This window comes from Aquitalea sp. (genome assembly GCF_030150775.1).
GTDB lineage: Bacteria > Pseudomonadota > Gammaproteobacteria > Burkholderiales > Chromobacteriaceae > Aquitalea > Aquitalea denitrificans.
The window spans coordinates 80,559-104,563 of record NZ_JASLFG010000049.1 but is presented as its reverse complement, the minus strand read 5'-3'; the positions used below and the strand labels follow the sequence as shown (position 1 = coordinate 104,563).

The 24,005-nt window shown below is 61.0% G+C and carries 24 protein-coding genes; 12 read left to right on the top strand and 12 right to left on the bottom strand.

Annotated elements, in window-relative coordinates; translation table 11 throughout:
- Positions 1 to 61: 61 nt before the first annotated feature.
- From QVF59_RS16955 to QVF59_RS16945, 3 genes are all read left to right on the top strand, one after another.
- Positions 62 to 2,950 carry an FAD-binding and (Fe-S)-binding domain-containing protein gene (locus QVF59_RS16955; protein WP_287881391.1) on the top strand — a complete coding sequence of 963 codons (2,889 nt, stop codon included), beginning with the start codon at positions 62 to 64 and terminating at the stop codon, positions 2,948 to 2,950.
- A gap of 142 nt (positions 2,951 to 3,092) precedes the next feature.
- A complete protein-coding gene (locus tag QVF59_RS16950) occupies positions 3,093 to 3,605 on the top strand; it encodes a GNAT family N-acetyltransferase (protein ID WP_287881390.1) in 513 nt (170 codons plus the stop codon).
- Positions 3,602 to 4,120, top strand: coding sequence for a GNAT family N-acetyltransferase (locus tag QVF59_RS16945; protein ID WP_287881389.1), 519 nt, complete (start codon positions 3,602 to 3,604; stop codon positions 4,118 to 4,120). Before QVF59_RS16950 ends, QVF59_RS16945 begins: the two co-directional genes overlap by 4 nt.
- Before the next feature lie 441 nt (positions 4,121 to 4,561).
- Here the strand turns inward: QVF59_RS16945 and QVF59_RS16940 are convergent, their stop codons facing one another.
- The 10 genes from QVF59_RS16940 to purM form a co-directional block, all read right to left on the bottom strand.
- Positions 4,562 to 5,806, bottom strand: coding sequence for a uracil-xanthine permease family protein (locus QVF59_RS16940; protein ID WP_287881388.1), 1,245 nt, complete (start codon positions 5,804 to 5,806; stop codon positions 4,562 to 4,564).
- A gap of 63 nt (positions 5,807 to 5,869) precedes the next feature.
- Positions 5,870 to 6,511 carry a hypothetical protein gene (locus QVF59_RS16935; protein ID WP_287881387.1) on the bottom strand — a complete coding sequence of 214 codons (642 nt, stop codon included), beginning with the start codon at positions 6,509 to 6,511 and terminating at the stop codon, positions 5,870 to 5,872.
- A gap of 100 nt (positions 6,512 to 6,611) precedes the next feature.
- On the bottom strand, positions 6,612 to 7,244 hold the full coding sequence (gene upp / locus QVF59_RS16930) for a uracil phosphoribosyltransferase (RefSeq protein ID WP_159875110.1): 633 nt from the start codon (positions 7,242 to 7,244) through the stop codon (positions 6,612 to 6,614).
- A gap of 130 nt (positions 7,245 to 7,374) precedes the next feature.
- Positions 7,375 to 8,220, bottom strand: coding sequence for an EAL domain-containing protein (locus tag QVF59_RS16925; protein WP_159875111.1), 846 nt, complete (start codon positions 8,218 to 8,220; stop codon positions 7,375 to 7,377).
- A gap of 163 nt (positions 8,221 to 8,383) precedes the next feature.
- Entirely contained in the window at positions 8,384 to 8,695 is a 312-nt protein-coding gene (grxD, locus tag QVF59_RS16920) for a Grx4 family monothiol glutaredoxin (protein WP_159875112.1), read from the bottom strand.
- Between the two features lie 94 nt (positions 8,696 to 8,789).
- Positions 8,790 to 10,148 (bottom strand): chloride channel protein, encoded by a 1,359-nt coding sequence (locus QVF59_RS16915; RefSeq protein ID WP_287881386.1) that lies wholly within the window; start codon positions 10,146 to 10,148, stop codon positions 8,790 to 8,792.
- 106 nt (positions 10,149 to 10,254) lie between these two features.
- Complete coding sequence (locus QVF59_RS16910; protein ID WP_287881462.1) at positions 10,255 to 11,508, bottom strand: RsmB/NOP family class I SAM-dependent RNA methyltransferase; 1,254 nt, start codon at positions 11,506 to 11,508, stop codon at positions 10,255 to 10,257.
- A 5-nt stretch (positions 11,509 to 11,513) separates the two neighbouring features.
- Positions 11,514 to 12,680: a DUF3108 domain-containing protein gene (locus tag QVF59_RS16905; protein WP_287881385.1), complete on the bottom strand. Its 1,167-nt coding sequence runs from the start codon at positions 12,678 to 12,680 to the stop codon at positions 11,514 to 11,516.
- Positions 12,681 to 12,693: 13 nt separating this feature from the next.
- Positions 12,694 to 13,323 carry a phosphoribosylglycinamide formyltransferase gene (gene purN / locus QVF59_RS16900; RefSeq protein WP_287881384.1) on the bottom strand — a complete coding sequence of 210 codons (630 nt, stop codon included), beginning with the start codon at positions 13,321 to 13,323 and terminating at the stop codon, positions 12,694 to 12,696.
- Between the two features lie 94 nt (positions 13,324 to 13,417).
- Positions 13,418 to 14,455, bottom strand: a complete 1,038-nt coding sequence (gene purM, locus QVF59_RS16895; protein WP_159875117.1) for a phosphoribosylformylglycinamidine cyclo-ligase — start codon at positions 14,453 to 14,455, stop codon at positions 13,418 to 13,420.
- 326 nt (positions 14,456 to 14,781) lie between these two features.
- Here purM and hda point away from each other — a divergent pair, with 326 nt between their 5' ends.
- The 6 genes from hda (at position 14,782) to QVF59_RS16865 (ending at position 19,353) form a co-directional block, all read left to right on the top strand.
- The gene (hda, locus tag QVF59_RS16890) at positions 14,782 to 15,459 is read left to right on the top strand and encodes a DnaA regulatory inactivator Hda (RefSeq protein ID WP_045847287.1); all 678 of its coding nucleotides are present in this window, start codon (positions 14,782 to 14,784) and stop codon (positions 15,457 to 15,459) included.
- A complete protein-coding gene (locus QVF59_RS16885) occupies positions 15,456 to 16,142 on the top strand; it encodes a histidinol-phosphatase (protein WP_159875118.1) in 687 nt (228 codons plus the stop codon). The genes hda and QVF59_RS16885 overlap by 4 nt, the downstream gene beginning before the upstream one ends.
- Positions 16,143 to 16,209: 67 nt before the next feature.
- Positions 16,210 to 17,088: an ATP-binding protein gene (locus QVF59_RS16880; RefSeq protein ID WP_287881383.1), complete on the top strand. Its 879-nt coding sequence runs from the start codon at positions 16,210 to 16,212 to the stop codon at positions 17,086 to 17,088.
- A complete protein-coding gene (locus QVF59_RS16875; protein WP_287881382.1) occupies positions 17,085 to 17,963 on the top strand; it encodes a DMT family transporter in 879 nt (292 codons plus the stop codon). The genes QVF59_RS16880 and QVF59_RS16875 overlap by 4 nt, the downstream gene beginning before the upstream one ends.
- A 17-nt stretch (positions 17,964 to 17,980) precedes the next feature.
- Positions 17,981 to 18,922: a Nudix family hydrolase gene (locus QVF59_RS16870; protein WP_287881381.1), complete on the top strand. Its 942-nt coding sequence runs from the start codon at positions 17,981 to 17,983 to the stop codon at positions 18,920 to 18,922.
- Positions 18,919 to 19,353: a hypothetical protein gene (locus QVF59_RS16865; protein ID WP_287881380.1), complete on the top strand. Its 435-nt coding sequence runs from the start codon at positions 18,919 to 18,921 to the stop codon at positions 19,351 to 19,353. Before QVF59_RS16870 ends, QVF59_RS16865 begins: the two co-directional genes overlap by 4 nt.
- A 1,376-nt stretch (positions 19,354 to 20,729) precedes the next feature.
- Here QVF59_RS16865 and ubiA read toward each other — a convergent pair.
- Both ubiA and QVF59_RS16855 read right to left on the bottom strand, forming a co-directional pair.
- Positions 20,730 to 21,602, bottom strand: a complete 873-nt coding sequence (ubiA, locus tag QVF59_RS16860) for a 4-hydroxybenzoate octaprenyltransferase (protein ID WP_287881379.1) — start codon at positions 21,600 to 21,602, stop codon at positions 20,730 to 20,732.
- Positions 21,599 to 22,129 carry a chorismate--pyruvate lyase family protein gene (locus tag QVF59_RS16855; protein ID WP_287881378.1) on the bottom strand — a complete coding sequence of 177 codons (531 nt, stop codon included), beginning with the start codon at positions 22,127 to 22,129 and terminating at the stop codon, positions 21,599 to 21,601. The genes ubiA and QVF59_RS16855 overlap by 4 nt, the downstream gene beginning before the upstream one ends.
- A gap of 163 nt (positions 22,130 to 22,292) precedes the next feature.
- Between QVF59_RS16855 and QVF59_RS16850 the strand changes: the two genes are divergently transcribed.
- The 3 genes from QVF59_RS16850 (at position 22,293) to QVF59_RS16840 (ending at position 23,984) form a co-directional block, all read left to right on the top strand.
- Positions 22,293 to 22,649 carry a CidA/LrgA family protein gene (locus QVF59_RS16850; protein WP_045847635.1) on the top strand — a complete coding sequence of 119 codons (357 nt, stop codon included), beginning with the start codon at positions 22,293 to 22,295 and terminating at the stop codon, positions 22,647 to 22,649.
- Complete coding sequence (locus QVF59_RS16845; protein WP_287881377.1) at positions 22,646 to 23,359, top strand: LrgB family protein; 714 nt, start codon at positions 22,646 to 22,648, stop codon at positions 23,357 to 23,359. Before QVF59_RS16850 ends, QVF59_RS16845 begins: the two co-directional genes overlap by 4 nt.
- 157 nt (positions 23,360 to 23,516) lie before the next feature.
- Entirely contained in the window at positions 23,517 to 23,984 is a 468-nt protein-coding gene (locus QVF59_RS16840) for a SixA phosphatase family protein (protein ID WP_240902591.1), read from the top strand.
- The last annotated feature ends 21 nt before the right edge of the window (positions 23,985 to 24,005 follow it).

Genomic DNA, 24,005 nt, shown 5'->3' with positions numbered 1-24,005 from the left:
TATGCCGCTTCAACATTCTTGGGACCGTTCATCTGCCATTGCAGTTCTGCAAGCAGGTGACGTGCGCAACCTGGCGTGGCAAGCCGACACAGAGCAGCTGCCCGCGCCGTGGAGAGAGTTCATGCTGCAAGGTGCTTACCGGCTGTTTCACCAAGCCATTATCGAAGTGATCGACCCCAGGCGGGTATTTAGCGACCCGCTGTCCACCCTGGCCTACGGGACGGATGCGTCCTGTTACCGGCTGGTGCCCAAACTTGTCATCCAGACACACTCCGAGGCCGAAGTGCAGGCAGTGCTGGCACAGGCTGCGGCATTGAAATTGCCGGTCACCTTCCGTGCAGCGGGTACTTCGCTGTCCGGCCAGGCGGTGAGCGATTCCATTCTGGTGGTGGCCAATCACGGCTGGAAAGACCTGCAAGTCCTGGATGAAGGACGTGCCATCCGCCTGCAGCCGGGGGTGATCGGCGCGGCGGCCAATGCGGCACTGTTGCCGTTTGGCCGCAAGATCGGACCGGATCCGGCCACCATCAACTCGGCGATGATAGGCGGCATTGTCAGCAACAACTCCAGCGGCATGTGCTGCGGTACGGCGCAAAACACCTACCAGACCATCAAGAGCCTGCGGCTGGTGCTGGCCGACGGCACGGTGCTGGATACCGCTGATGCGGCCAGCGTGGCGGCTTTCCGCCAGTCCCACGCCGGTTTGCTGGCCGGGCTGGGCGCACTGGCAGGCCGTATCCGTGCCGATGGCGAGCTGGAAGCGCGCATCCGCCGCAAGTACAAGATGAAGAACACCACCGGCTACAGCCTGAATGCGCTGGTGGATTTTGCCGATCCGCTGGACATGCTGCTGCACCTGATTGTCGGCAGCGAAGGCACGCTGGCCTTTGTGTCGGAAGCTACCTACCACACGGTGGAAGAGCTGCCCAGCAAGGCATCGGCGCTGGTGTTGTACCCCACCATCAAGGATGCCTGCGATGCCATCCAGTTGCTGGCCCAGCACAAGGACGTGGTGTCCTCGGCCGAGCTGCTGGACCGCGCCAGCCTGCGCTCGGTGGAAAACAAGGCCGGGGTGCCGGCCGAACTGAAGACGCTGGGCGACGAGGCTGCCGCCATCCTGATTGAAACCCGTGCCCGTGATGCCGTGGCACTGACTGCGCAGATCGACGCTATTTGCGGCTATATCGCAGCCATTCCCAATCTGTCCGGCATCCGCTTTACCGATGTGGCCGAGGAATACACCCGCTTGTGGAATATCCGCAAAGGCATGTTCCCCAGTGTGGGCGCGATGCGGGCGGCGGAAACCACCGTCATCATCGAAGACGTGGTGTTCCCCATCGAGCACCTGGCTGAAGGCACGCTCAAGCTGCAAGCCTTGTTCCGTCAGTACCATTACGACGAAGCCATCATCTTCGGCCATGCGCTGGAGGGTAATTTGCACTTCGTGTTCACGCCCAATTTCTCCGGCGATGCCGAAATCAAACGCTACGAAGCCTTTATCGAGGACGTGTGCAAGCTGGTGGCAGTGGAATACGAAGGGGCGGTCAAGGCCGAGCACGGCACCGGCCGCAATATGGCGCCGTTTGTCGAAATGGAGTGGGGCCCGGCTGCCTACCGTATCATGCAGGAGCTCAAAGCCCTGTTCGACCCGGATGGCATCCTGAACCCGGATGTGATCATCACCCACGACAAGCTGCTGCATATCCGCAACCTGAAGCCGATTCCCACCGCCAATACGCTGATCGACAAGTGCATCGAGTGCGGCTTCTGCGAAGTGATGTGCCCCAGTCGCGCCATCACCCTGACGCCGCGCCAGCGCATTGTCGCCAACCGCGAAATGGCCTCGCTGGAGCAAAGCGGCAAGGATCAGTCCCGGCTGGATGCGCTGCGCGAGAGCTACCAGTTTGCCGGTGATGAAACCTGTACCACCTGTGGCTTGTGCGAGTCTGCCTGTCCGGTGGGCATCAACACCGGCTCGCTTACCAGCCAGTTGCGCCAGCAGAATCTCAGCGATACCGGCTGGGCGGTGGCCAATACCCTGGCCAGTCATTACGACACCGCCACTGCGGGCGCACGCCTGGGCCTGCGTGCACTGCAAACCGTGCAAAGCGTGGCGGGCAACGCCGCCACCGGTGTGTTGATGCGCAGCCTGCGCCGGGTAGTGGGGCGTCGTATTCCCTACTGGACGCCATACTTCCCGCGTGCCGCCGGCAAGCTGCGGCTGGATGGTGGCAAACGGAGCGAGCGCAAGGTGGTGTACCTGCCATCCTGCCTGACGCGTACCTTTGCTCCGGCCAAGGCGCAGCCGGATCAACGGCCGCTGAACGAGGTAGTGGCCTCGGTGCTGGGCAAGGCCGGTTACCAGATTCTCTACCCGCAGCAGATGGACAGCCTGTGCTGCGGCACGCCGTTCAAGTCCAAGGGCGCGGCTGATGCCGCGACCAGCAAGCTGTCCGAGCTGGAAGCCGCCTTGCTGGCGGCCAGCGACAACGGCCGCTGGCCGGTGATTGTCGATAATGGCGTGTGTACCGCCAGCATGCTGGAAGGGCTGCAGGACAAACGCCTGCACGTGTATGACGTCACCCGTTTCGTGCAGGAGGTGGCCGCCGAACATCTGGCGTTCACCCCGCAGCAAGAAAGCGTGGCCCTGCACGTGGTGTGCTCCATGCGCAAGACCGGCCAGGCGGCAATGCTCAATGCACTGGCCAAGCGCTGCGCCAGCACGGTGGTCGAGCCGCAGGGCATTACCTGCTGCGGCTTTGCCGGTGACAAGGGCTTCAGCCATCCGGAACTCAACAGCAGCGCGCTCACCGGCCTCAAGGCTCAGGTGAAGGACTGCGGCAGCGGCTTCTCCAATAGCGTCACCTGCGAGATCGGCCTGTCGGCCAACTCCGGTATCCCTTATCAAAGCCTGATGTATCTGGTGGACAAGGCCTGCCGCAGCCGTTAAGCCGCGTCAGCCGCCCCCGGATCGCCCCGTTTCCGTCAAGGAGCGGGGCTTTTGTTTGATCAGCTGGCTTGTAACACCCTGCTGCTGTTTGTCATGATGGCAGATTGACTGTCTGTAACTGGCTGTAAGGGAGCAATCGCGCATGAGTTTTCATATCCGCCGCATCGAGCCGGAAGACGCTGCCGCCATGGCGCGGCTGCAATCCGCCCCCGGCGTGGTACGCCATACCTCGCAGCAGCCCTATCAGTCGGCCGCCGACTGGCAGCACAAGCTGCAACAGCTGTCCCCATCCTGTCACTGGCTGGTGGCCTGTGATGCTGCCGACGAAGTGATAGCCAGCGCCGGGCTCACCATCCTGTCGCAGGCGCGTTGCCGCCATGTGGCCGACCTGTTCCTGCTGGTCCGTGACGAATGGCAGGGCAAGGGCGTCGGGCGCGCACTGATGCAGGCCTTGCTGGAGCTGTCTGACAACTGGCTGGGGCTGATCCGGCTGCAATTGATGGCCCAGCAGGACAACCAGCGCGCCATTGCGCTGTACGAGCGCTTTGGTTTCCAGCATGAAGGCGTGGTGCGGCAGGACATTCTGCAAGATGGCCGCTATGTGGACAGCGTGGTGATGGCACGGCTGCACTGGCCGGCGGGAGGTCAGGCATGAGCCAGTTTCACATTCGCAAACCGGGTCCGGCGGATGCCGCGGCACTGCGCGCGCTGATGAGCGATCCGCTCTGTTATGGCAATACCCTGCAGCTGCCTTATCCATCCATGCAGCTATGGCAACAGCGGCTGGCAGGTAACGACCCGCTGCACCATGCGCTATTGCTGGAAACAGCCGAAGGGCAGGTGATTGCCCATGGTTCACTGTGGCGGGAATGTGCACCAAGACTGGCACATGGTGCCAGCCTGGGCATGGCGGTGCAGCGCGAATGGCAGGGGCAGGGGGTGGGCTCTGCCTTGTTGCAGGCCATGCTGGATCTGGCTGATAACTGGCTGGGCCTGCACCGGGTGGAACTGACGGTATTTACCGATAATGCCGCTGCGCTGGCACTGTACCGCAAGTACGGTTTTGTCGAAGAAGCCCGCTTGCGCGCGTATGCCTTGCGCAATGGGCGCTATGAAGATGTATTGAAAATGGCAAGACTGCGTCCCTTGCCCATGCATGGCGCGGATTAGCCGCAGGACAAAAAAATAACGCCATCGCAAGATGGCGTTTTCAATTACACAACAAAGGAGTTTGCTGTCTGCCCCTGACGGCAGTGGCCTACGGATGCATGCAGGCCCTGAAGAAACTTCAACAGAGTGTCAACATTATCCAATCTGCCCGGCAAGCTGTCTTTCATCATCCGGACATGAAGCGGTAATATTGCGACGTCTCTGATTTATATAAAGAAAAAGCGCGGATGGTCCGCGCTTCAGGCTGCTGACAAAGTTATTTGATGCGACTGTACTGGACCCGGCAAAGCCGGGCCTTTCGATTAAGCTATTGCTTCCGCAGCCTTCCCATCTATTCCCTATCCCCCCGCCCTTGCCTTGCCAATAGAAGAGAAAAAGCGAGCCTCGCTTTCCTCCCAGAAAGCGAGAAGGGGTTGTCTGTATTGCAGCCTGGTCAGGTGTTCAGATGTCCTGCCCTTCGACAATGCCGTCATGGCTGGCCGAGGATTTGGGCAGAATCAGGTTCAGCGCCATGGCCAGAATCGAGCACAGGCCCACGCCGGCCAGTTCCAGCCCGCCCAGTTTCAGCGTCAGGCCGCCGATACCGGCAGTCAGCACCACCGAGATGATCACCAGATTGCGCGGCTGCATCAGGTCTACCTTGGCTTCAATCAGCGTTTTCAGGCCGATGGAAGCGATGGTGCCGAACAGCAGCACCATGATGCCGCCCATCACCGGCATGGGGATGGATTGCAGCAGGGCATTGAACTTGCCGAAGAAAGCCATGCAGATGGCAAACACGGCAGCCCAGGTCATGGTGACCGGGTTGAAGTTGCGGGTAATCATCACCGCGCCGGTTACTTCGGCGTAGGTGGTCACCGGCGGGCCGCCGATCAGGCCGGCCAGGCATACGCCCAGGCCATCGCCCATCAGGGTGCGATGCAGGCCGGGAGTCTTGGTGAAGTCCTTGCCGGTTACGCCACCAATGGCCATTACGCCACCGATATGCTCGATGGACGGGGCAATGGCCACCGGCAGCATGAACAGGGCAGCTGACCAGTTGACTTCCGGGCTATGGAAGACCGGCGCGGCAAACCACGGTGCATTGGCCAGCTTGGCAAAGTCCACCATGCCCATGAAGGCGGCGGCGATATAGCCTACAGTAACACCGGCCAGGATGGGCACCAGCTTGAACATGCCGCGGGCGTAGATGGACACGATGATGGTGGTGGCCAGCGAAATGGCCGCCAGCAGCATGGAGGTTTCATACGGCATGATCTGCTTGCCGCCCGCCTGTCCCATGGCCATGCCGGATGCGGCGGTGGCTACCGACAGACCGATGATCATGATGACCGGGCCAATCACCACCGGTGGCAGCAGCTTGTTGATCAAGGCCATGCCGCGCCAGCGCACGATGGCGGCAAACACGAAGTACATGAAGCCGGCAGCAAACAGGCCGAACATGGTGGCACCCTGACCCCAGGTATGGATGGAGTAGATGATGGGGCCGATAAAGGCGAACGAGCTGCCCAGGAAAATGGGTACCTGACGACCGGTACACAGCTGGAATAACAAGGTACCGATGCCGGCGCCGAGCAAGGCCATGGCCGGGTTGAGGCCGGTCAGCAGCGGAACCAGAACCAGCGCGCCAAAAGCGACGAACAGGATCTGGGCGCCGGAGATGGCCACCTTCACGTGTTGGAACATAATGGGATATCCCTGTTTTTGTTGAAATCTGATTTGGTAAAACCGGCAAGGCCTGACGCTGACTCAGACCGTGCAATACATGATGGCCTGGGCGATGATGTTGTTCTGCTCCCGTGCCAGCACGCTGTGTTGCCTGAAGTCCCGCACCATGGCCTGTACCCGTGAGTAGGTATCAAAGTTGGGCAGCGGCCGATAGGCAATCTCCACGCCCAGCCGCGCCGCCACTTTTTTGATGGTGGTGGGCTTGATGCACACATGCACATCGGGCTGGCTGTAGGCCAGAAAGCAGCTCACCACCGGCCACTTGGCCGGATTGGCATTGCCATCGTTGCGGCACAGCTGCAGTACTTCGACAAAGTCGGAAAAACTGTCCGGACCAAACTGGTACAACAGGCGGTACAGCGCCTGCACAAACGGCACATGTACATCGCGAAAGGCCAGATAGTTGCGAAACGCCATCTTCTCGAAGGTGCTCACCGTGGTGCTGCGGCCGATGATCTGGCGGCAGGTTTCGCTGATGGTGGCATACTGGCCGTCTTCCAGTGCCTGCTGCATGGTCTGTGCACTCAGTCCCTGCTGGCACAGTGTGATGACGCTGTCCACGCTGCGGTGTTTTCTGGCCAGTGCCTGCCATGCTGCATCCTGCAAACCATCGGGAAAGCGCAGCAAAAAATCCTGGTCAATGGCTTGATGGGCGTTCAACACGGTAAGCCTTCCTTGTGCATGGGGCAGGGGCTGCATGGCCTGCAAAAAACGCCGCTACTTCTATTGAAGGTGAGCGGCGTGTTGCTGGCATGGGCAGAACTCAAACGTGCTTGGTGCCGAAAATCTTGTCACCGGCATCACCCAGACCCGGAATGATGTAGCCGTTTTCATTCAGATGGCTGTCCAGCGATGCGGCATACAGCTGTACGTCCGGGTGGGCGTCGTTGACGGTTTTCACACCTTCGGGCGCTGCCACCATCACCACGGCCTTGATCTGCTTGCAGCCCTTGCGCTTGAGCAGTTCGATGGTGGCCACCATGGAGCCGCCGGTAGCCAGCATCGGGTCGATGATGATGGCAATGCGCTCGTCCAGGCTGTCGACGAATTTCTCGAAGTAGGACACCGGCTCCAGCGTTTCTTCATTGCGAGCCAGGCCCACTACGCTGATCTTGGCCGAGGGAACCAGATCAAGCACCCCGTCCAGCATGCCGATACCGGCACGCAGGATGGGAACGACTGTTACTTTCTTGCCCTTGATTTGCTGTACATCGATCTTGCCGCACCAGCCGTCGATGGTGGTGGCTTCCAGTTCGAAATCGCGAGTGGCTTCGTAAGCCAGGAGACGGGCCAGCTCCTGAGTAAGCTGGCGGAATTTCATGGTGCTGATATCGCCTTCGCGCAGCAGGCCGAGTTTGTGCTGTACCAGCGGATGGTTGACTACATGGATATTCATTTTTTTGTTCCCAACCTTGCGAAAAAGCTGCCGATGCCGGTCTTGTGAACCGCAATGGCAGCTTGTTTCAGATATGCGAAACCGGCCTTGTTGCCGCGGCCGGTCTTTGAATGAGGTATGGGGCGGTATTCTACCGCTTTTCCCAGCTGGAAATCCACGGAATTAACCCTGTGGCTGGCAGTGGGGCAGAACAGATATAGCCTTGTACCGACTGGCAGCCCAGCTCGCTCAGTACCGATAGATCGCCAGCATCCTCAACCCCCATGCCGATGGTTTGCAGTCCCTCGGCCTTGCCTAGTGCCAGCGCCTCACCCAATATGGCGCGCAGGTGCTGGTTGTCCCCTGCACCATGAACAAAAGCCCGGTCGATTTTCAGCCCGCTGAAATGGCTGGATTTGAGTTTGTCGGTCAGGCCTACGCCAATACCGAACTCATCCACCATCACGCCAAAGCCGGCCTGGCGTAGGGTGGCCAGTTGCACATCAGCCACCGACCAATGCTGACGCAAGGTATTTTCCGAGAACTCCAGAGCCAGATTGGCAGGCTTGAGTCCGGCCAGTCGGGTTTTCTGGCTCAGGTGCCCTGTCAGCTGCGGGTCTGCCAGCAACTGGGCCGACAGGTTGATCGACACATTCAGCTCAAAACCCTGATCCAGCCAGTCACGGCATGCGTACAGCGTCTTTTCCAGAATCAGTTCGGTCAATTCGCGAATCATGCCGCGTTCTTCCATGACCGGAACAAAAGTGATGGGAGAAAGCACGCCCAGCGCAGGATGGCGCCAGCGCGCCAGCGCTTCGGCCCCGACGACGCGGCGGGTCTGGACATCGACAATCGGCTGAAAATACGGAACCAGTTGGTCATTGACCAGTGCCTTCCAGATTTCATCAATCGGCATGGCAGTGCCGTTGTCCGCGGTCAGCGGGCTGGCTGGATGATCCGGAGGTGCGAAAAAGCCGTCTGTCTGGGAAGAGGTCATGTCGTCTGTGTGGTCCGCAAGGGAAAGGGCAGGGTGCCGCCAGTCTGGTCTGTTATCTGTGAATTGTAAGACAGGGAATTCCAGGTGGATACGCTGGCATCTGTTTGCCGCATAAAAAAACCCGGCCAGGCCGGGTTTTGCATACACGTCTTCAAGCGTTTGCTTACAGGCTTTCCAACACCTGCTGCAATTCGCCGGACTGGTACATTTCGTACATGATGTCCGAACCGCCAATGAACTCGCCCTTAACATACAGTTGCGGGATAGTCGGCCAGTTGGAGAACTCCTTGATGCCCTGGCGGATTTCCGGATCCTGCAGCACGTCAACGGTTTTGATGGTTTCCACTCCACAGGCTTTCAGGATTTGCACTGCGCGCGAAGAGAAGCCGCACTGCGGAAACTGGGCCGTACCTTTCATGAACAGCACAACCGGGTTTTCGGTGACTGTCTGCTTGATGATTTCCTGGGTATCCATGGGGAATTCCTTGCTGTGAACGGGCCGGCACCGGGCTGGCCCTTGAATACTTGACTGAATCGATGGGTTATTGTACGTAAGCGTGCGGTCGTGGTCAATTTGCCTGATTGCGGGCGCGCAACTGCTGCAAAAACAATTCGGCCTGGCCGTCATACAGTGCATGGCGGTTCATGAGGCGCGACACGTTGGCCGCCATCAGCGCAGTGGCCATCAGCGGGATGATCATGGTGGATGAGGATGAGGTCATTTCCATCACGATGACAAAGCCGGTCATTGGGGCGCGGGTCATGCCGGAGAAAAACGCCACCATGCCCAGTAACACCATGGCAGCCTGTGGCAGGGCGGGCAGTAGCAGAGACAGGTTCAGGCCAAAGCCGGCTCCCACGGCCAGCGAGGGGGCGAACATACCGCCTGGCGCGCCGCTGATATAGGTGATGACCAGTGAAACCAGCTTGAGGATGCCGTATTCCTGCATACTGCTGCCGCCGCCTTCGATGATTTCCTTGGCACGGAAATAACCGGTGCCAAAAGTGATACCGTCGCTGGCAATGCCGATAAGTGCCAGCAGCAAGCCACAGGCAATGGCAAACAGAATGGGATAGTGGCTGCGCCAGCCATGCAACGGGCCGGGCAAGCGTTCGGCCAGTATCAGGATGATGCGCGATGTCAGCCCGCCGATGATGCCGCCGATGATGCCGCACACCGGAATGGCCATCCAGCCGGCGCGCAGATCCAGCGCTACTGACACTACGCCGAAATAGTTGTAATCACCCAGTACGGCAATGGCGGTAATACCGGCCAGAATCACCGACAGCAGGATGGTGGAGCTGGCACGCTGGTCGAAGGTGCGACCCATTTCCTCGATGGCGAACACGATGCCCGCCAGCGGCGTGTTGAAGGCGGCTGCCACCCCGGCGGCGGCTCCGGCCAGAATGAAGCTGCGTGCCACGCCTTCATGCCGCAGTGCGGCTTCACGGTTGAGCGAATACTTGATGGCCGCCCCCACCTGCACGATGGGGCCTTCATAACCCATGGTAGAGCCGCAGCTGACGCCAATCAGCGTCAGTACCATCTTGCCCACCGCCGCACGCATGGTAAGGATGCGGGCGCGCAGCGCATGCATGCCCGGCTGCATGGCAATAATGGTTTGCGGAATGCCGCCACCGCCCGCACCTTCGAAAAAGGTGCGCAGCAGCCACACCGACAAGCCCAGCCCGGCCGGGGTGATCAACAGGGCCCAGAACGGCGACTGGTCGTAGATCTGGTAGAACAGCTCATGTGACAGATGGCTGCCATTGGCAAACACGGCGGCCACCAGGCCGATGAGAATGGCGGCAATCCAGATGGGAGCCCGACGTCGCCACAATGCCATGGACAGATACAGGTATCTCAGGCGGCGACTGGCGCGCAGGCCGTGCTGGCCCAGGCGTCGGGCGACTCTGGCGTCGGGCATGGGGGTGGGAACTCCGTGGCGGTTTATCGAGAGAGCAGCAAAGCCGAAACGCAAATCATTCTGGATTAAACAGTATTTTCGACTTTGCTAATACTCAATGATAAGGTCAATGCGCCTTTCTGACCAGAACTGCGGCGAAGAAACCGTCAGAATTATGCAGATGCGGCTTCAGTTGCAGATAATCGCCGATCTCTAGCGGGATTTTCTGCTCGGCCAGCGCGGCATCCATCGGCAGCAGGCTGAAGTCCGGATGCGCGGCCAGGAAGGCTTCCACGATGTCGCGGTTTTCCTGCGGCAGCAGGCTGCAAGTGGCATACACCAGACGGCCGCCCACTTTGACCAGACGGGCTGCCGAGGCCAGGATGGCGGTTTGCTTGACGTTCAGCTCGGCCACGCTTTCCGGGCTCTGGCGGAATTTCAGATCCGGATTGCGGCGCAGCGTGCCCAGGCCGGAGCATGGGGCATCCACCAGTACGCGATCGGCCTTGCCGGCCAGACGCTTCACCTTGCTGTCGTTTTCATGTGCCAGCAGTTGCGGATGCACATTGGACAGACCGGAGCGGGCCAGACGCGGCTTGAGGTTGGCCAGGCGTTTTTCCGACACGTCAAAGGCATACAGGCGGCCGCTGGAAGCCATTTGCGCGCCCAGCAGCAGGGTCTTGCCACCGGCACCGGCACAGAAGTCCACCACCATTTCACCGCGACGCGCGCCGGTGATCAGGCCCAAGAGCTGGCTGCCTTCATCCTGCACTTCGATGGCACCGGACTTGAACAACTCGTACTTGGCCAGCGCGGGCTTGCCTTGCAGGCGGATACCGATGGGCGAGTAAGGTGTCGGTTCGCAGGGCATGCCGTCAGCGCGCAGACGGTCGATTGCTTCGTCGCGCTTCATCTTCATGGTGTTGACGCGCAGGTCGAGCGGGGCAGCTTCCATCAGGCCCAGGCCCAGTGCCAGCACGTCTTTCGGGTCTTTTTCTGCCAGACGTTCGATCACCCATTCTGGCAGTTCGGCCGCCACGGACAGGCTGTCTTCCAGCGTCTTGCCCTTGATGCCACCCAGCCATTCGCGTTCGCCAGCGCTGGTGCAGTCGGCCATTTCCTTGATATTGAGCTTTTGCAGACGCATCAGCGCCACCATGGCCAGGCGGCGCGGTGTGGCTTTTTCCGGGGCGATGAGGGCGCGGAACTGGATCAGGCGGCGCAGGCAGCCAAAGGCGGTTTCGGCAATCAGGTGACGGTCGTTGGAACCGAGCTTCACGTTTTCGCGGAAGTAGGCGGACAGCACGGCGTCGGCCGGGCGGTCGAAGCGGGTCATCTGGCTGATGACGGTTTCTATGTGTTTCAGTTGGCTATGGCTGATATTCATTAACGGTTGTTCCGGGTCATGGGGCGCGCGGGCAGGCGCCATTGCTCGGTGCCGTCAACATTGATCAGCACGGCGCGCAGTTCCACCCGCTTGCTTTTGTCGATGCGCGAAATGCGCACCGGCAGGTTGGAGAAATCCGGAGCCAGCCAGAATTCGGTGATGTCGTCCTCGCCCTTGGCGCGGAACACGATCACCCGGATTTTGCCGGAGCCGGTGTCGTAATCGGTTTCGCCACTGGGGGTCATCGGATAGTCGTAGACCTTTTTCCCGGTGGTGATCTGTAGCGGGGCGCTGCCAAGCTGGCCGCCCTTCAGGCCCAGCTGGAAAGCCAGGCTGAATACATCCTGTGCGCCTGCCCGCAATGCCACTTCCTTGTCGCCCTGTTCGCCAAAGTGCAGCACGCTGGCTGCATGGTCAAAACGGGCAGATTCCTTGGCATCGCTGCCACGCCAGGCTTGCAGGCTGTCCGGTTGCAGGCCGTGCTTATCCAGGCTGCCCTGTGAAAGATAGCGCAGATTGCCACCCACCAGCGGATTGAAGCGGATTTCCAGCGTGTAGCGCTGGCCATCGTGTTGCCAGTCCAGTCCGCCGCTGCCTACCATCGCGCCATTATAGAAGGTCTGGTAGCCAAGTTTGGCCCGTGCCGGGAAGCGGTGCAGCGTGCTGGCTGGATAAAGATAGCCTGTTGCCTTGTCGGTACTGCTGGCCACCGGTGTGCTGGCTTCTTCTGCCTTGGCGTGTTTTTCCGCTTTGGCTGCCACGTGTTCTGCCGTGGCCGCACTGGCTTCTGTCGTTTTGCTGCTTTCCGCTGCCGGCTGGCTGGCATCGGCCATCTCTGCCGTAGTGTCTGCCTGCTTGTCCTGTGCGCGGTCTGCCCTGGCCTGCGGCCCGGATGCCTCACGCTTGGGCTTGCGCTTTTTCGCTGCCGGATGGTGCGACACCGTACCCGGTGCCGGCCCTGCCGGCAGCAAGCGGGCGGTGGGTACTGCGGGTGGCGCCGGGGCATCCAGCGCCAGAGCCTGCATTTTGACGTCAATCTTGCGCAAGGCCTGATCCGGCGGCAGTTCGATCACGGCATCGGGCAGCAGACCAGAGCCCAGCATAGCCAGATGTACCAGAACGGAGGCCAGCAGGGCGAGCACAAAGACCCGCAGCGGTTTTTTCATGCCGATGACGGCTTTATGGTGCCGGTGCCATCAGGCTGGCAGCCGGCTGTGCCGGCGAGGCAACCCGGCCATCGACAATACTGAGATCATCAGCCACGAAGCGGCGCACGGAATCTGGATACAACTGGTGTTCCAGTTGCAATACCCGCGCGGCTACGCTGTCCGGGGTGTCATCTGGCAGCAGGCTGACCACACCCTGCGACACGATGGGGCCGTGATCAAGTTCGGCGGTGACAAAGTGTACGGTGCAACCTGCTACCTTGCAGCCCATTTCCAGCGCCCGTGCATGGGTGTGCAGGCCGGGGAAGGCCGGCAGCAACGAGGGGTGGATGTTGAGCATGCGGCCTTCGTAGCGGCGGGTGAAGTCTGCCGTGAGAATGCGCATGAAACCGGCCAGTACCACCAGATCGGGCTGATAGCTGTCTATCACTTGCGCCAGCTGTGCATCAAATGCTTCGCGGCTGGTATAGGCCTTGTGATCCACCACGGCAGTGGCGATGCCACGTGCGGCCGCCCAGGCCAGGCCGGCGGCATCAGGGCGATTGGAGATCACCGCGGCAATGTGCGCGCCGGGGATATTGGCGTCGACAATGGCCTGCATATTGGAGCCGCGGCCGGAAATCAGGATGACGATATTCTTCATGGGTCAACATGTCTGCGGCAGCCACAATGCCTGCCGGTAAAAAAACAAGCGCCGCCAGCAGTGCTAGCGGCGCCGTTTGGTGTCACTGCCGGACTCAGGAAATCTGGGTCTGGTGTTCGTCACCATTGCGGGCGCGCACACTGCCCAGGCGATGTACGGTTTCGCCTTCCTGCTGCAGCAGGGCGGTGGCGGCGGAGACGTGTTCTTCTGCCACGATCACCACCATGCCGATGCCACAGTTGAAGGTGCGGTACATTTCCTGGCTGTCGACATTGCCTTCCTTTTGCAGCCACTGGAACAGCTTGGGCAGCTCCCAGCTGTTGGCATCCAGTTGGGCAACAACATTGTCCGGCAGTACGCGCGGGGTATTTTCGGTGATGCCACCGCCAGTGATGTGGGCCATGCCTTTTACCGGCAGGGTCTGCATCAGCTTGAGCAGCGGTTTCACGTAAATGCGGGTCGGTGCAATCACGGCATCGCGCAGGCTCTTGTCGCCGTCAAAGGCGGCGTCCAGATCCGGCTGGGCGCGGTCGATGATCTTGCGTACCAGGCTGTAGCCATTGGAATGCACGCCATTGGAACCCAGGCCCAGCACCACGTCGCCCGGCACGATGGTACGGCCGGTGATCACCTGGCTTTTTTCCACCACGCCGACAGCAAAGCCGGCCAGATCGTATTCACCTACCGGGTACATGCCCGGCATTTCGGCAGTTTCGCCGCCGATCAATGCACAACCGGCCTGTTCGCAACCGGCGGCAATGCCCTTGATGACGTCGGTGGCTTGCGGTACGTCCAGCTTGCCGCAGGCGAAATAATCCAGGAAGAACAGCGGCTCGGCGCCCTGAACCAGGATGTCGTTCACGCTCATGGCCACCAGATCGATACCGACGGTGTCGTGGCGATTCCAGTCAAAGGCGAGTTTCAGCTTGGTGCCCACGCCATCGGTGCCGGAAACCAGGACGGGCTCTTTGTACTTTTTGGAAATTTCCACCAGTGCGCCGAAACCGCCGATACCACCGAGAACTTCCGGGCGCATGGTGCGCTTGGCATAGGGCTTGATGTTTTCGACGAGCGCGTCGCCGGCGTCGATATCCACGCCTGCATCACGGTAACTGAGGGACTGGGTGCTCAAGGTAAACTCGCTTTCTGCTAACTTGAAGTATTTTCACGTCAAGCTTTCGCTGATGCGAAAGCACTGTATTTTAACTGAATTTCCTTGGGAAAGCTGCGCTTAGTTTGCATCTGTCGGTCAGAAAGCGGCACAAGCGGGTGGGGATGGGCGGCAAAATGCGGGCCAGCATTGCCGCAGACGGTTGGTGCGCCTGCGGTCTGACAGGAGGCTGTTGGCGATTTTATACAACAACAAGCACTAAACAAATGCCATGCAGCGGTTTCGCCAAGCGGGCATCTCAGCGTAAAATCGCAGTCTGACCTCAATCGGCCCACACGACATTACTCTTGGACCAGCTAGTACTAGACCTGACCCCCACGCCGCTGCCGGCTTTCGACAATTTTCTGGCCCAGCGCAACCGCGAGGTGATTACTGCCCTCACGGCGGAGGATGGCGAGCGCTTCATCTACCTGTGGGGTGAACCCGGCAGCGGCAAGACGCATCTGTTGCAGGCCTGGATTGCCCACGCCGAGCGGCTGGGGCGTGCTTCCATTTATCTGGATGGCCAGAAAGAGCATTTGCCGGATTTCGCCCGCGAAGCCAGCTTCATCGCGGTAGACCATGTCGACGACCTGGCACCGGACGACCAGATCACCCTGTTCTCCTTTTATAACTCCCTGAAGGAGAGCGGCGAGGGCCGCCTGCTGATGGCCGGGCGCAAGCCGCCGATGGCCGCCGCCGTGCGTGACGACCTGCGTACCCGCCTGGGCTGGGGACTGGTGCTGGAAGTAAAGGCGCTGTCCGACGACGACAAGCTGGCCGCGCTGCGCACCCACGCTGCCAACCGCCAGCTGGCCATTGCCGACGATGTGTTCCGTTACCTGCTTACCCACTGGCGGCGCGACCTGTCCAGCCTGATCGGCATGCTGGACATGCTGGACCGCTATTCGCTGGCACTGCGCCGCCCCATCACCGTGCCGCTGGTGAAAAACGTTTTGCAAACCGCGAGTTCTTCCGACACATGACCCAAGCACGCAATCTGGCCCTGTTCGATCTGGACAACACCCTGCTGATCGGTGACTCCGATTTCGAATGGCCGCGCTTCCTGATCAAGCGCGGCATTGTCGACCAAGCCTACTACGACCACCGCAACAATCATTTCTACGAACAGTACAAGGCCGGCACGCTGAATATCGGCGAATACCTGGAATTCGCGCTGGAGCCGCTCACCCGCTACGACAACCAGCAATTGGCCGCGCTGCATGCCGCTTATATGGATGAGCACATCCGCCCCATCATTCCGCAAGCCGCGCGTGACCTGCTCAACCTGCACCGTCAGCAGGGCGATGAAATCCTGATCATCACCGCCACCAACCGCTTCATCACCGGCCCGATTGCCGCCGAACTGGGCGTGGATGACGAACACCTGATCGCTATCGACCTGGAACGCACCGCCGATGGCCGCTACACCGGCAAGCACACCGGCGTGCCCAGCTTCCAGGCCGGCAAGATCACCCGGCTGGAAATGTGGCTGGCCGAGCGTGGCCAAACCCTGGCCAGCTATGGCCGCAGCTTCTTCTATAGCGATTCACACAACGACCTGCCGCTGCTGTCCATTGTCAGCAATCCGGTGGCGGTGGACCCGGACGACACCCTGCGCCAGCATGCCAAGGAGCAGGGCTGGCCGATCATCAGCCTGCGCGGCTAAGCCCGCCATCAGCCCGTCCGTACAGGTTGGCCGCCGTGCCAGCCTGTTTTTTTGCCCGGAGAACGACATGCAGCAACTTGAAGCCTTTCTGGCCCGCGCCGAAGCCATGCTGGCCCGTCTCGAACCCTTGCTGCCTCCGGCCCGGCCCGAGCCGGACTGGAGCGCACCGGCCTACCGCTGGCGGCGTCAGGGCATGGCCGGCTGGCTGGAGGGCGTCAACGAGCCGCACACCCTGCCGCTGGCACGGCTGACCCATATCGACAACCAGCTCAAGCTGCTGGTGCGCAACACCCGTCAGTTCGTCAAGGGCCGTCCTGCCAACAATGTGCTGCTGACCGGCGCACGCGGCACCGGCAAGTCCTCGCTGGTGAAGGCCTTGCTGCCGGAGTTTGCCGACAAGGGCCTGCGCATCATCGAGGTGGATAAGGATCATCTGTCCGACCTGGCCCAGATCATGACACTGGTGGCCGGACGCAAGGAGCGTTACATCCTGTTCTGTGACGACCTGTCGTTTGAAGACGGTGATGACGCCTACAAGGCACTGAAAACGGCGCTGGATGGCGGCCTGGCGCGCCGGGCGGAAAACATGCTGGTGTATGCCACCTCCAACCGTCGTCACCTGATGCCGGAAAAACACAGCGAAAACCGCGAAGGCTGGGTCAGTGATGGCGAAATCCATCCGGGTGAAGCCATTGAGGAGAAGGTGTCGCTGTCCGACCGCTTCGGCCTGTGGCTGTCGTTTTATCCCTTTGATCAGGATGCTTATCTGGCCGCGGTCAAAACCTGGCTGGAACATTTCCAGCTGCCGATGGACAGCGAGGCCGAACGCGCGGCACTGCAATGGAGCCAGCTGCGCGCCAGCCGTTCCGGCCGGGTAGCCTGGCAGTTTGCCAATGACTGGGCCGGTCGCAGCGCCAGGGAACGCAAGGCGGAGCTGGGCAAGTGAGCGTGGCCGCGGCTGCCATGCCGCAGCAACACAAGGGCCGCGGCATCCTGCTGTACAGCCTGGCCATCTTTTTGCTGGCGGTGATGGATGCCAGCGCCAAATGGCTGACCCACGGCTATCCGGTGGGGGAGATCATCTTCTTCCGCTCGCTGTTTGCCCTGCCCATTTTGCTGGTGCTGGGGCTGCGTCACAGCAGTGCGCCAGCACGCCTGCTGGCTACTGCTCACCCGTGGCGGCATCTGCTACGTGGCATGGTGGTGCTGGTCACCATCGTCACTTTCTTCATTGCCTTGCGCCATCTGCCGCTGGCCACGGTGACGGTGATCACCCTGTCCAACCCGGTATTCATGCTTTTGCTTAGCCTGGTGTGGCTGGGTGAGAAGGTAGGACGACGGCAATGGCTGGCAGTGGCACTGGGCCTGCTGGGCGTGCTGGTGGTGTGTGGCTGGTCCGGCCTGCAGTTCAATATCTACAGCCTGCTGGCGGTGGGCTCGGCCTTGTCTTATGCCCTGGCCTCGCTGCTGACGCGCCAGCTGTCGGCCACCGACAGCCCGGCCACCATTGCCATGCTGGGTACGCTGATCATGCTGGGCGTCAGTGCGCTGACCGCAGGCAGCGACTGGCAGCTGCCGGGCTGGGGCGACTGGCTGGTGCTGCTATTGCTGGGCCTGAGCGGCGGACTGGCCAATTTCGTCAATGCCCTGTCGCTACGCTATGTGCAACTGTCGGCAGTGGCACCGCTGGAATACAGCATCCTGCTATGGGCAGCCGCGCTGGGCTATCTGTTTTTTGGTGAAATGCCCGGCATCACCACTTGGCTGGGTGGTGCACTCATCATCGCCAGCGGCGTGGTGGTGGCCCGCGAGAAACATTAAGGCAAACAATAATCAACATGCATTCCGACAAGAAAATCATCGAAGTGGTGGCCGGCGCGCTGATGCGCCCGGATGGCAGCTTCATGCTGGGTAGCCGGCCAGAGGGCAAACCTTATGCCGGTTACTGGGAATTCCCCGGTGGCAAGCTGGAGGCTGGCGAAACCGCCATGCAGGCGCTGGTACGCGAGCTGCAAGAAGAAATGGCCATCACGGTGACCCATGCCACCCCCTGGCTGACCCGCGTACATCATTACGAACACGCCTCGGTGCGCTTGCACTTCTTCCGCGTATGGGACTGGCAGGGCGAGCCACAGCCACAAGAGGGGCAACAGTTTGCCTGGCAAGCGCCAGAGCAGACCAGTGTCCAGCCCATGCTGCCGGCCAATGGCCCGATTCTCAAATCCCTGCAACTGCCTGCCGTATATGTCATCACGTGCGCCCATGAAATCGGGGTGGCCTCCCAACTGCAGGCGCTGGCCACTGGACCGGCATACGGGCTGGTACAGGTACGCGAACCGGACATGAGCCGGCAGCAGTTACAGGCCTTTGTCTCCGACGTGGCAGCCATCGTGCATGCGCGTGGCGGCAAGGTGGTGGTGAATGCCGACCCGGACTGGCTGGCCGGCTGGCCGGTGGATGGCGTGCATCTGAATGGCACCCGTTTGCGGCATCTGGCACAGCGGCCGGATTTTGCCTGGGTGGGGGCGTCGGTGCATAGCGCCGCCGAGCTGCAACTGGCAGGTGAGTTGGCGCTGGATTATGCCTTGCTGGGCCATGTACAGCCTACGGCCAGTCATCCCGGCGTCACCCCGTTGGGCTGGGACGGTTTTGCAGCAGTATTGGCGGATGGCATCCCGCTACCGGTTTATGCCCTGGGTGGCCTGAAACCGCAGGATGTGGACAGCGCCCGCCAGCATGCGGCCCACGGTGTGGCCCTGATGCGGGGAGCATGGCAATGACAATGAATCTGAAACAGAAAAAACTGCTGCTGATCGGGGTGGCTCTGCTGCTGCTGGCTGCGCTCAAGGGCGGGCTGGTGTGGTGGTATCTGCAGCACAAGCAGCAAGTCGCAGCGCCTGTTGCGTTGGCCTGTAATGCGACGCAGGGGCTATGCAGCCTCCCGGATGGGGGCAGCCTGCGTTTTGTCAGCCCACCACAAAATGGCAAGCCCTTTGTCATGCGGCTGGAGGGTGTAAGCGCAAGCGAACCTAGCGTGGAGTTTTCCATGGCGGACATGGACATGGGGTTCAATCGCTACCGCTTTGTGGCGGATGGTGCCAACTGGCAAGCCCGCATCACCCTGCCGGTATGTGCCACGGGTAGCCGTCACTGGATTGCCACCCTGCATCTGGGTGACAAGGCTTACAGCCTGCCGTTCCAGACGCAGTAGCGCAGGTATCGTTCAGCACGCAAAGGCTCCGGGCGGGGCCTTTTTTGTTGAGGGCCAAGCAAAGATCCCTTTTCCGTCCGCCGCGCTGAAGCGGCAATGCAAAACATCATCCGCGTGAGCGGAGGCAACGCCTGTTTTTACATCGCAGCGGAACCCGACGTTCATCCTGCGTCACTGCGTTTAACTTCGCGGGTCTCGCCCCGCCGGCGAGGTACTTTGCTTTTGCTTCGCCAAAAGAAAGTACCCAAAGAAAAGGCGACCCGCAGCGCGTCGAATTCCCGCCCCAGCCATGCCGCTCAGGGCGCGGCCGGAACTTGCGGCGCGCTACCGTCGCGCCGCTGCGGACAGCCGACCGCTTAAGACCCTGAGCGGCACGTCTGCGTCGGCTCGCGCTGACGGGGCCGGGACCGCGCCGGGTTTGTACTCACCATCTTTTAAAACCGTGGGATTCGAACCCACAACCCGGTCGGATAAAACCTGATTCTTTTACCTTTTCACATCACTTCCATCGTACCGACGCCACCCTTGGGCCCCGTCAAGCATGCCGACGGGTGGCCGGGGCGAGGTGTTAAGCGCCTGCTCTGTCTGAGCGATTTGACGTTAGCAAATCGCGAGTTCAGGCGCGCCTCGCACCGGACGGGGCCTGTCGGGCAGCCGCAGGTCATGCTTGCTGGGGTGGCCTTGGAGGTGAAGGAGGGCTTGGCCAGGCAAGCTCTCCTTCCCGTTCGCCGCGCGGAAGCGGCACTTAAATCATCATCCGCGTGAGCGGATTCCCACACTGGGTTATCGCCGGCAAGATCAAAACAAAAACCAACTTCGCGGGTCTCGCCCCGCCGTCGAGGTACTTTGCTTTTGCTTCGCCAAAAGAAAGTACCCAAAGAAAAGGCGACCCGCAGCGTGTCGAATTCCCGCCCCAGCCGCACCGCCCAGGGCGCGGCCGGAACTTGCGGCGCGCTAACGTCGCGCCGCTGCGGACAGCCGACCGCTTAAGACCCTGAGCTGCACGTCTGTGTCGGCTCGCGCTGACGGGAGAGGGGCGGCTCCGACAGGTGTTCCTGATCAGAGAACCACCGCATCAACGCGCCCACAGGCCCCGTCAAGCATGCCGACGGGGGGCCGGGGCGAGGTGTTAAGCGCCTGCCCTGTCTGAGCGATTTGACGTTAGCAAATCGCGAGTTCAGGCGCGCCTCGCACCGGACGGGGCCTGTCGGGCAGCCGCAGGCCATGCTTGTGGGGTGGCCTTGGAGGTGAAGGAGGGATTGGCCAGGCAAGCCCTCTTTCCCGTCCGCCGCGCGGAAGCGGCATGTAAACCATCATCCGCGTGAGCGGGTGCAAAACCTGTTTTAACTTTGACCGCCCACCATGCGGCTAAACCTTCACTTCAACAAATAGCTCAGCACGATGCCTGCCATCAGCACCGCACCGACGCGGTTGTTGTCCAGAAAAGCCTTGAAGCACAGCCCGCGGTCGCGGGTGCGGATTTCCAGATACTGCTTGGCAATCAAGCCCAGGCTGATGACCAGCGCGGCAAAGAAGGGCCAACCCAGCGCCAGTTCGGCACCGATACCCGCCATCATGGCCACGAACACGGCATGGCACAGCATGATGCCGGTGACGTCGTGATCGCCAAAGGTAATGGCCGAAGTCTTGATGCCGATTTTCAGGTCATCCGGCTTGTCGGCCATGGCATAGGCGGTGTCGTAAGCCACGGTCCAGAAGGCATTGGCCAGCAGCAGCAGCCAGGCCAGCGCGGGTACGTGATTGTTGAGCGCGGCAAAGGCCATCGGAATGCCAAAAGAGAAGGCAATGCCCAGATACGCCTGTGGCATGGGGAAGAAGCGCTTGGTAAAGGGGTAGCTGGCGGCTACGAAAACGGCTGGCACGCTCATCAGCCAGGTCAGCTGGTTGAGCGGCAAAATCAGCAGGAAGGAGAGAATGGCCAGCACCAGGGCCAGCAGCAGCGCTTCACGCTCGGTCACCGCACCACGGGCAAACGGGCGTTGGCTGGTGCGCTCCACATGCATGTCGTAGTGGCGGTCGGCATAGTCGTTGATGACGCAGCCGGCCGAGCGCATCAGGAAGGTGCCCAGTACGAAAATCAGCACCACCAGCGGGTCCGGCTTGCCGTTGCCGGCTATCCACAGCCCCCACAGGGTAGGCCACAGCAGCAGCAGGGTGCCGATGGGCTTGTCCATGCGCATCAGCTGCTTGTAAACGGTGTAGCGGTCTTTCAGGGCGTGCAGTGTCATCGGGCAAAGTCTTTCAGGGCGGGCAGGAACACTTCGCATACCACCATGGGAGCTTCATCCAGCACAAAGCGGCAGCGGCGTGCCGTCAGGCTGTCAGCCTCGGCCTCACTGGCCTGATGCAGCGGATGGCTGCTGTCCAGTTGCCGGTAATGCAGGGCAGCGCGCTGCAATTGCGGCAGTCCGCCAAACAGAGTGAAACCCAGCGAGCGGCTGCCGCGATCCAGTATCGGCTGCCATACCGGGCAGTCCAGCCGGGCGATGCTGCGGGCATAGACCACCGGGGTGTCATCCAGGGTAAGCCGGACATGGCGGGCGTAGAGCGGGCTGCCGGCTGGGAGGCCTAGCAGTATCGCTTCATCCGGGTGGGCCGTGCTTGCTCCCTGAAACAGGAGCTGTACGCCAAAGCGGTGGCCGGTGGCCATCAACCGTTCGGTGAGCGAGCCGGGCTCGGAGACAAAACCAAGCAGGGCCGGTGCCAGTGCGGGTGGCTGGAGCAGCCAGTGCGAATCCTCAATCATGGCGCGCATTATGCCAAAGCCCGGTGCCGCTTGTCCTGTTTGTCACCTGTAATACGACAATGGGCTTGTCTGTTTATTTCACCGCCGGGCTGCCGCAGGTATGATGAAAGCCCCATGTCCTTGCCCACTGCCAGACTTGTGGCGGCCAGTTGCCGCAAGCGGAATGACAATCATGATTGAAACCCTGTTGTGGCTGGTAGGCTACCAGCTGGCTGGAGAACTGATCAGCCGCACTTTTTCCTTGCCCTTGCCTGGCCCGGTGCTGGGCATGCTGTTGCTGTTTGCCACCCTGGCCTTGCGCAAATCCGTACCGGAAAGCATGAAGCTGAACGTGCCGCGCTTTCTGTCGCATCTGTCACTGCTGTTCATTCCGGCTGGGGCCGCGGTGCTGGCCTACCGTGACTTGCTGGCCGGTTTCGGCTGGCAGCTGATTGTGGTGCTGGTGCTGTCCACCACGCTGACCCTGCTGCTGCCCGGCCTGTTGCTCAAGCTGCTGCTGGCGCGCCATCGACATCAGGAGGGCGCATGAATACCGATGCAGCCCTGAGCGTGATCCGCACCTCGCCCTTGACCGGGGTGTTTGTCACCCTGCTGGCCTACAAACTGGCGGTGCTGTTTAACCGCCGCTGCAAGGGCCATCCGCTGTCCAATCCGGTGCTGATCGGTGTGCTGCTGTTACTGGCATGGCTGCTGGCCACCGGCACCGGCTACCGTGATTACATGAAGGGCGGGGTGATGGTGCAGATGCTGCTGGGTCCGGCCACGGTGGCACTGGCCGTGCCGCTGTATGGCAATCTGTCGCGGCTGAAGCGTGCCGCCGGCCCCCTGGCCATTACCATCGGGTTTGGTGGCCTGGTGGGCATTGTCAGTGCGGTGGGGGTGGGCTGGCTGCTGCAATTGCCGCAGCAGGTGTTGCTGTCGCTGACTACCCGTGCGGTCACCACGCCGATTGCCATGAGTGTGTCGCAGGGCATCGGCGGTATTCCGGAGTTGTCGGCCATGTTTGTCATCCTGTCCGGCATTTTCGGTGCGGTCATTGTCAAACCCCTGTTTGGCCTGCTGGGGCTGCGCGACGATATGGTGCTGGGGACGGCAACCGGGATCTCCGCCCACGGCATTGGCACGGCCAGGGTGTTTCAACTGTCGGAAACGGCGGGTGCCTTTGCTGGCCTCGCCATGGGGTTGAACGGTGTGGTGACGGCCATTCTGGTGCCGTTGCTGGCACCCTTGCTGCATTAGCACTAGGCTGGGGGCTAGGTGTTTGTCCGACATGCGGCTGACACACGGCTGGTGTAGGCTGCCGCACAGCCAAGCTGCTGTAGCGGGTATAAGCTGCTGTACAGAGAGGCGACTCCGCCTTATCGTGGCGCAGCACCAACAACAATAACGGAGGTGAATGATGGATCTGATTCTGTGGCGTCATGCCGAAGCGGAAGAGGGGTCGGATGATCTAGCGCGCGCACTGACGCGTCGTGGCCAGCAGCAGGCCAGCCAGATGGCCGCTTGGCTGCGCGACCGTCTGCCGCGCGATTTTATCTTGCTGGCATCCGAGGCCAAGCGCTCGCAGCAGACCGCTGCGCTGCTGAGCAAGCGTTATACCGTACTGCCGGAATTGAACCCGGATGCCTCGATTGAGGCGGTGATGCAGGCGGTTAACTGGCCCGAGGCGGGCAAAACCATCGTGCTGGTGGGGCATCAGCCCTATATCGGGCGTTTGTCCGCTCAGTTGCTGGGTGAGCAGCCCTTGTTGTGGAGCGTGAAAAAAGGTGCGGTCTGGTGGCTGAGCCATCGCGTTCGCCACGATCTGGAGCAAGTACGCCTGAAGGTGATGATGACGCCGAGCATGCTGACACCTGGAGAGTGAATAATCCGGTTTGCGCAAAAC

What these genes read in the sequence shown, in the direction of transcription:
- QVF59_RS16950 (WP_287881390.1), top strand. Translation starts at nt 3,093, where the DNA reads ATGAGTTTTCATATCCGCCGCATCGAGCCGGAAGACGCTGCCGCCATG.
- QVF59_RS16945 (WP_287881389.1), top strand. Translation starts at nt 3,602, where the DNA reads ATGAGCCAGTTTCACATTCGCAAACCGGGTCCGGCGGATGCCGCGGCA.
- QVF59_RS16940 (WP_287881388.1), bottom strand. Translation starts at nt 5,806, where the DNA reads ATGTTCCAACACGTGAAGGTGGCCATCTCCGGCGCCCAGATCCTGTTC.
- upp (WP_159875110.1), bottom strand. Translation starts at nt 7,244, where the DNA reads ATGAATATCCATGTAGTCAACCATCCGCTGGTACAGCACAAACTCGGC.
- QVF59_RS16925 (WP_159875111.1), bottom strand. Translation starts at nt 8,220, where the DNA reads ATGACCTCTTCCCAGACAGACGGCTTTTTCGCACCTCCGGATCATCCA.
- grxD (WP_159875112.1), bottom strand. Translation starts at nt 8,695, where the DNA reads ATGGATACCCAGGAAATCATCAAGCAGACAGTCACCGAAAACCCGGTT.
- QVF59_RS16915 (WP_287881386.1), bottom strand. Translation starts at nt 10,148, where the DNA reads ATGCCCGACGCCAGAGTCGCCCGACGCCTGGGCCAGCACGGCCTGCGC.
- QVF59_RS16905 (WP_287881385.1), bottom strand. Translation starts at nt 12,680, where the DNA reads ATGAAAAAACCGCTGCGGGTCTTTGTGCTCGCCCTGCTGGCCTCCGTT.
- purN (WP_287881384.1), bottom strand. Translation starts at nt 13,323, where the DNA reads ATGAAGAATATCGTCATCCTGATTTCCGGCCGCGGCTCCAATATGCAG.
- QVF59_RS16885 (WP_159875118.1), top strand. Translation starts at nt 15,456, where the DNA reads ATGACCCAAGCACGCAATCTGGCCCTGTTCGATCTGGACAACACCCTG.
- QVF59_RS16880 (WP_287881383.1), top strand. Translation starts at nt 16,210, where the DNA reads ATGCAGCAACTTGAAGCCTTTCTGGCCCGCGCCGAAGCCATGCTGGCC.
- QVF59_RS16870 (WP_287881381.1), top strand. Translation starts at nt 17,981, where the DNA reads ATGCATTCCGACAAGAAAATCATCGAAGTGGTGGCCGGCGCGCTGATG.
- QVF59_RS16865 (WP_287881380.1), top strand. Translation starts at nt 18,919, where the DNA reads ATGACAATGAATCTGAAACAGAAAAAACTGCTGCTGATCGGGGTGGCT.
- ubiA (WP_287881379.1), bottom strand. Translation starts at nt 21,602, where the DNA reads ATGACACTGCACGCCCTGAAAGACCGCTACACCGTTTACAAGCAGCTG.
- QVF59_RS16855 (WP_287881378.1), bottom strand. Translation starts at nt 22,129, where the DNA reads ATGCGCGCCATGATTGAGGATTCGCACTGGCTGCTCCAGCCACCCGCA.
- QVF59_RS16850 (WP_045847635.1), top strand. Translation starts at nt 22,293, where the DNA reads ATGATTGAAACCCTGTTGTGGCTGGTAGGCTACCAGCTGGCTGGAGAA.
- QVF59_RS16845 (WP_287881377.1), top strand. Translation starts at nt 22,646, where the DNA reads ATGAATACCGATGCAGCCCTGAGCGTGATCCGCACCTCGCCCTTGACC.
- QVF59_RS16840 (WP_240902591.1), top strand. Translation starts at nt 23,517, where the DNA reads ATGATGGATCTGATTCTGTGGCGTCATGCCGAAGCGGAAGAGGGGTCG.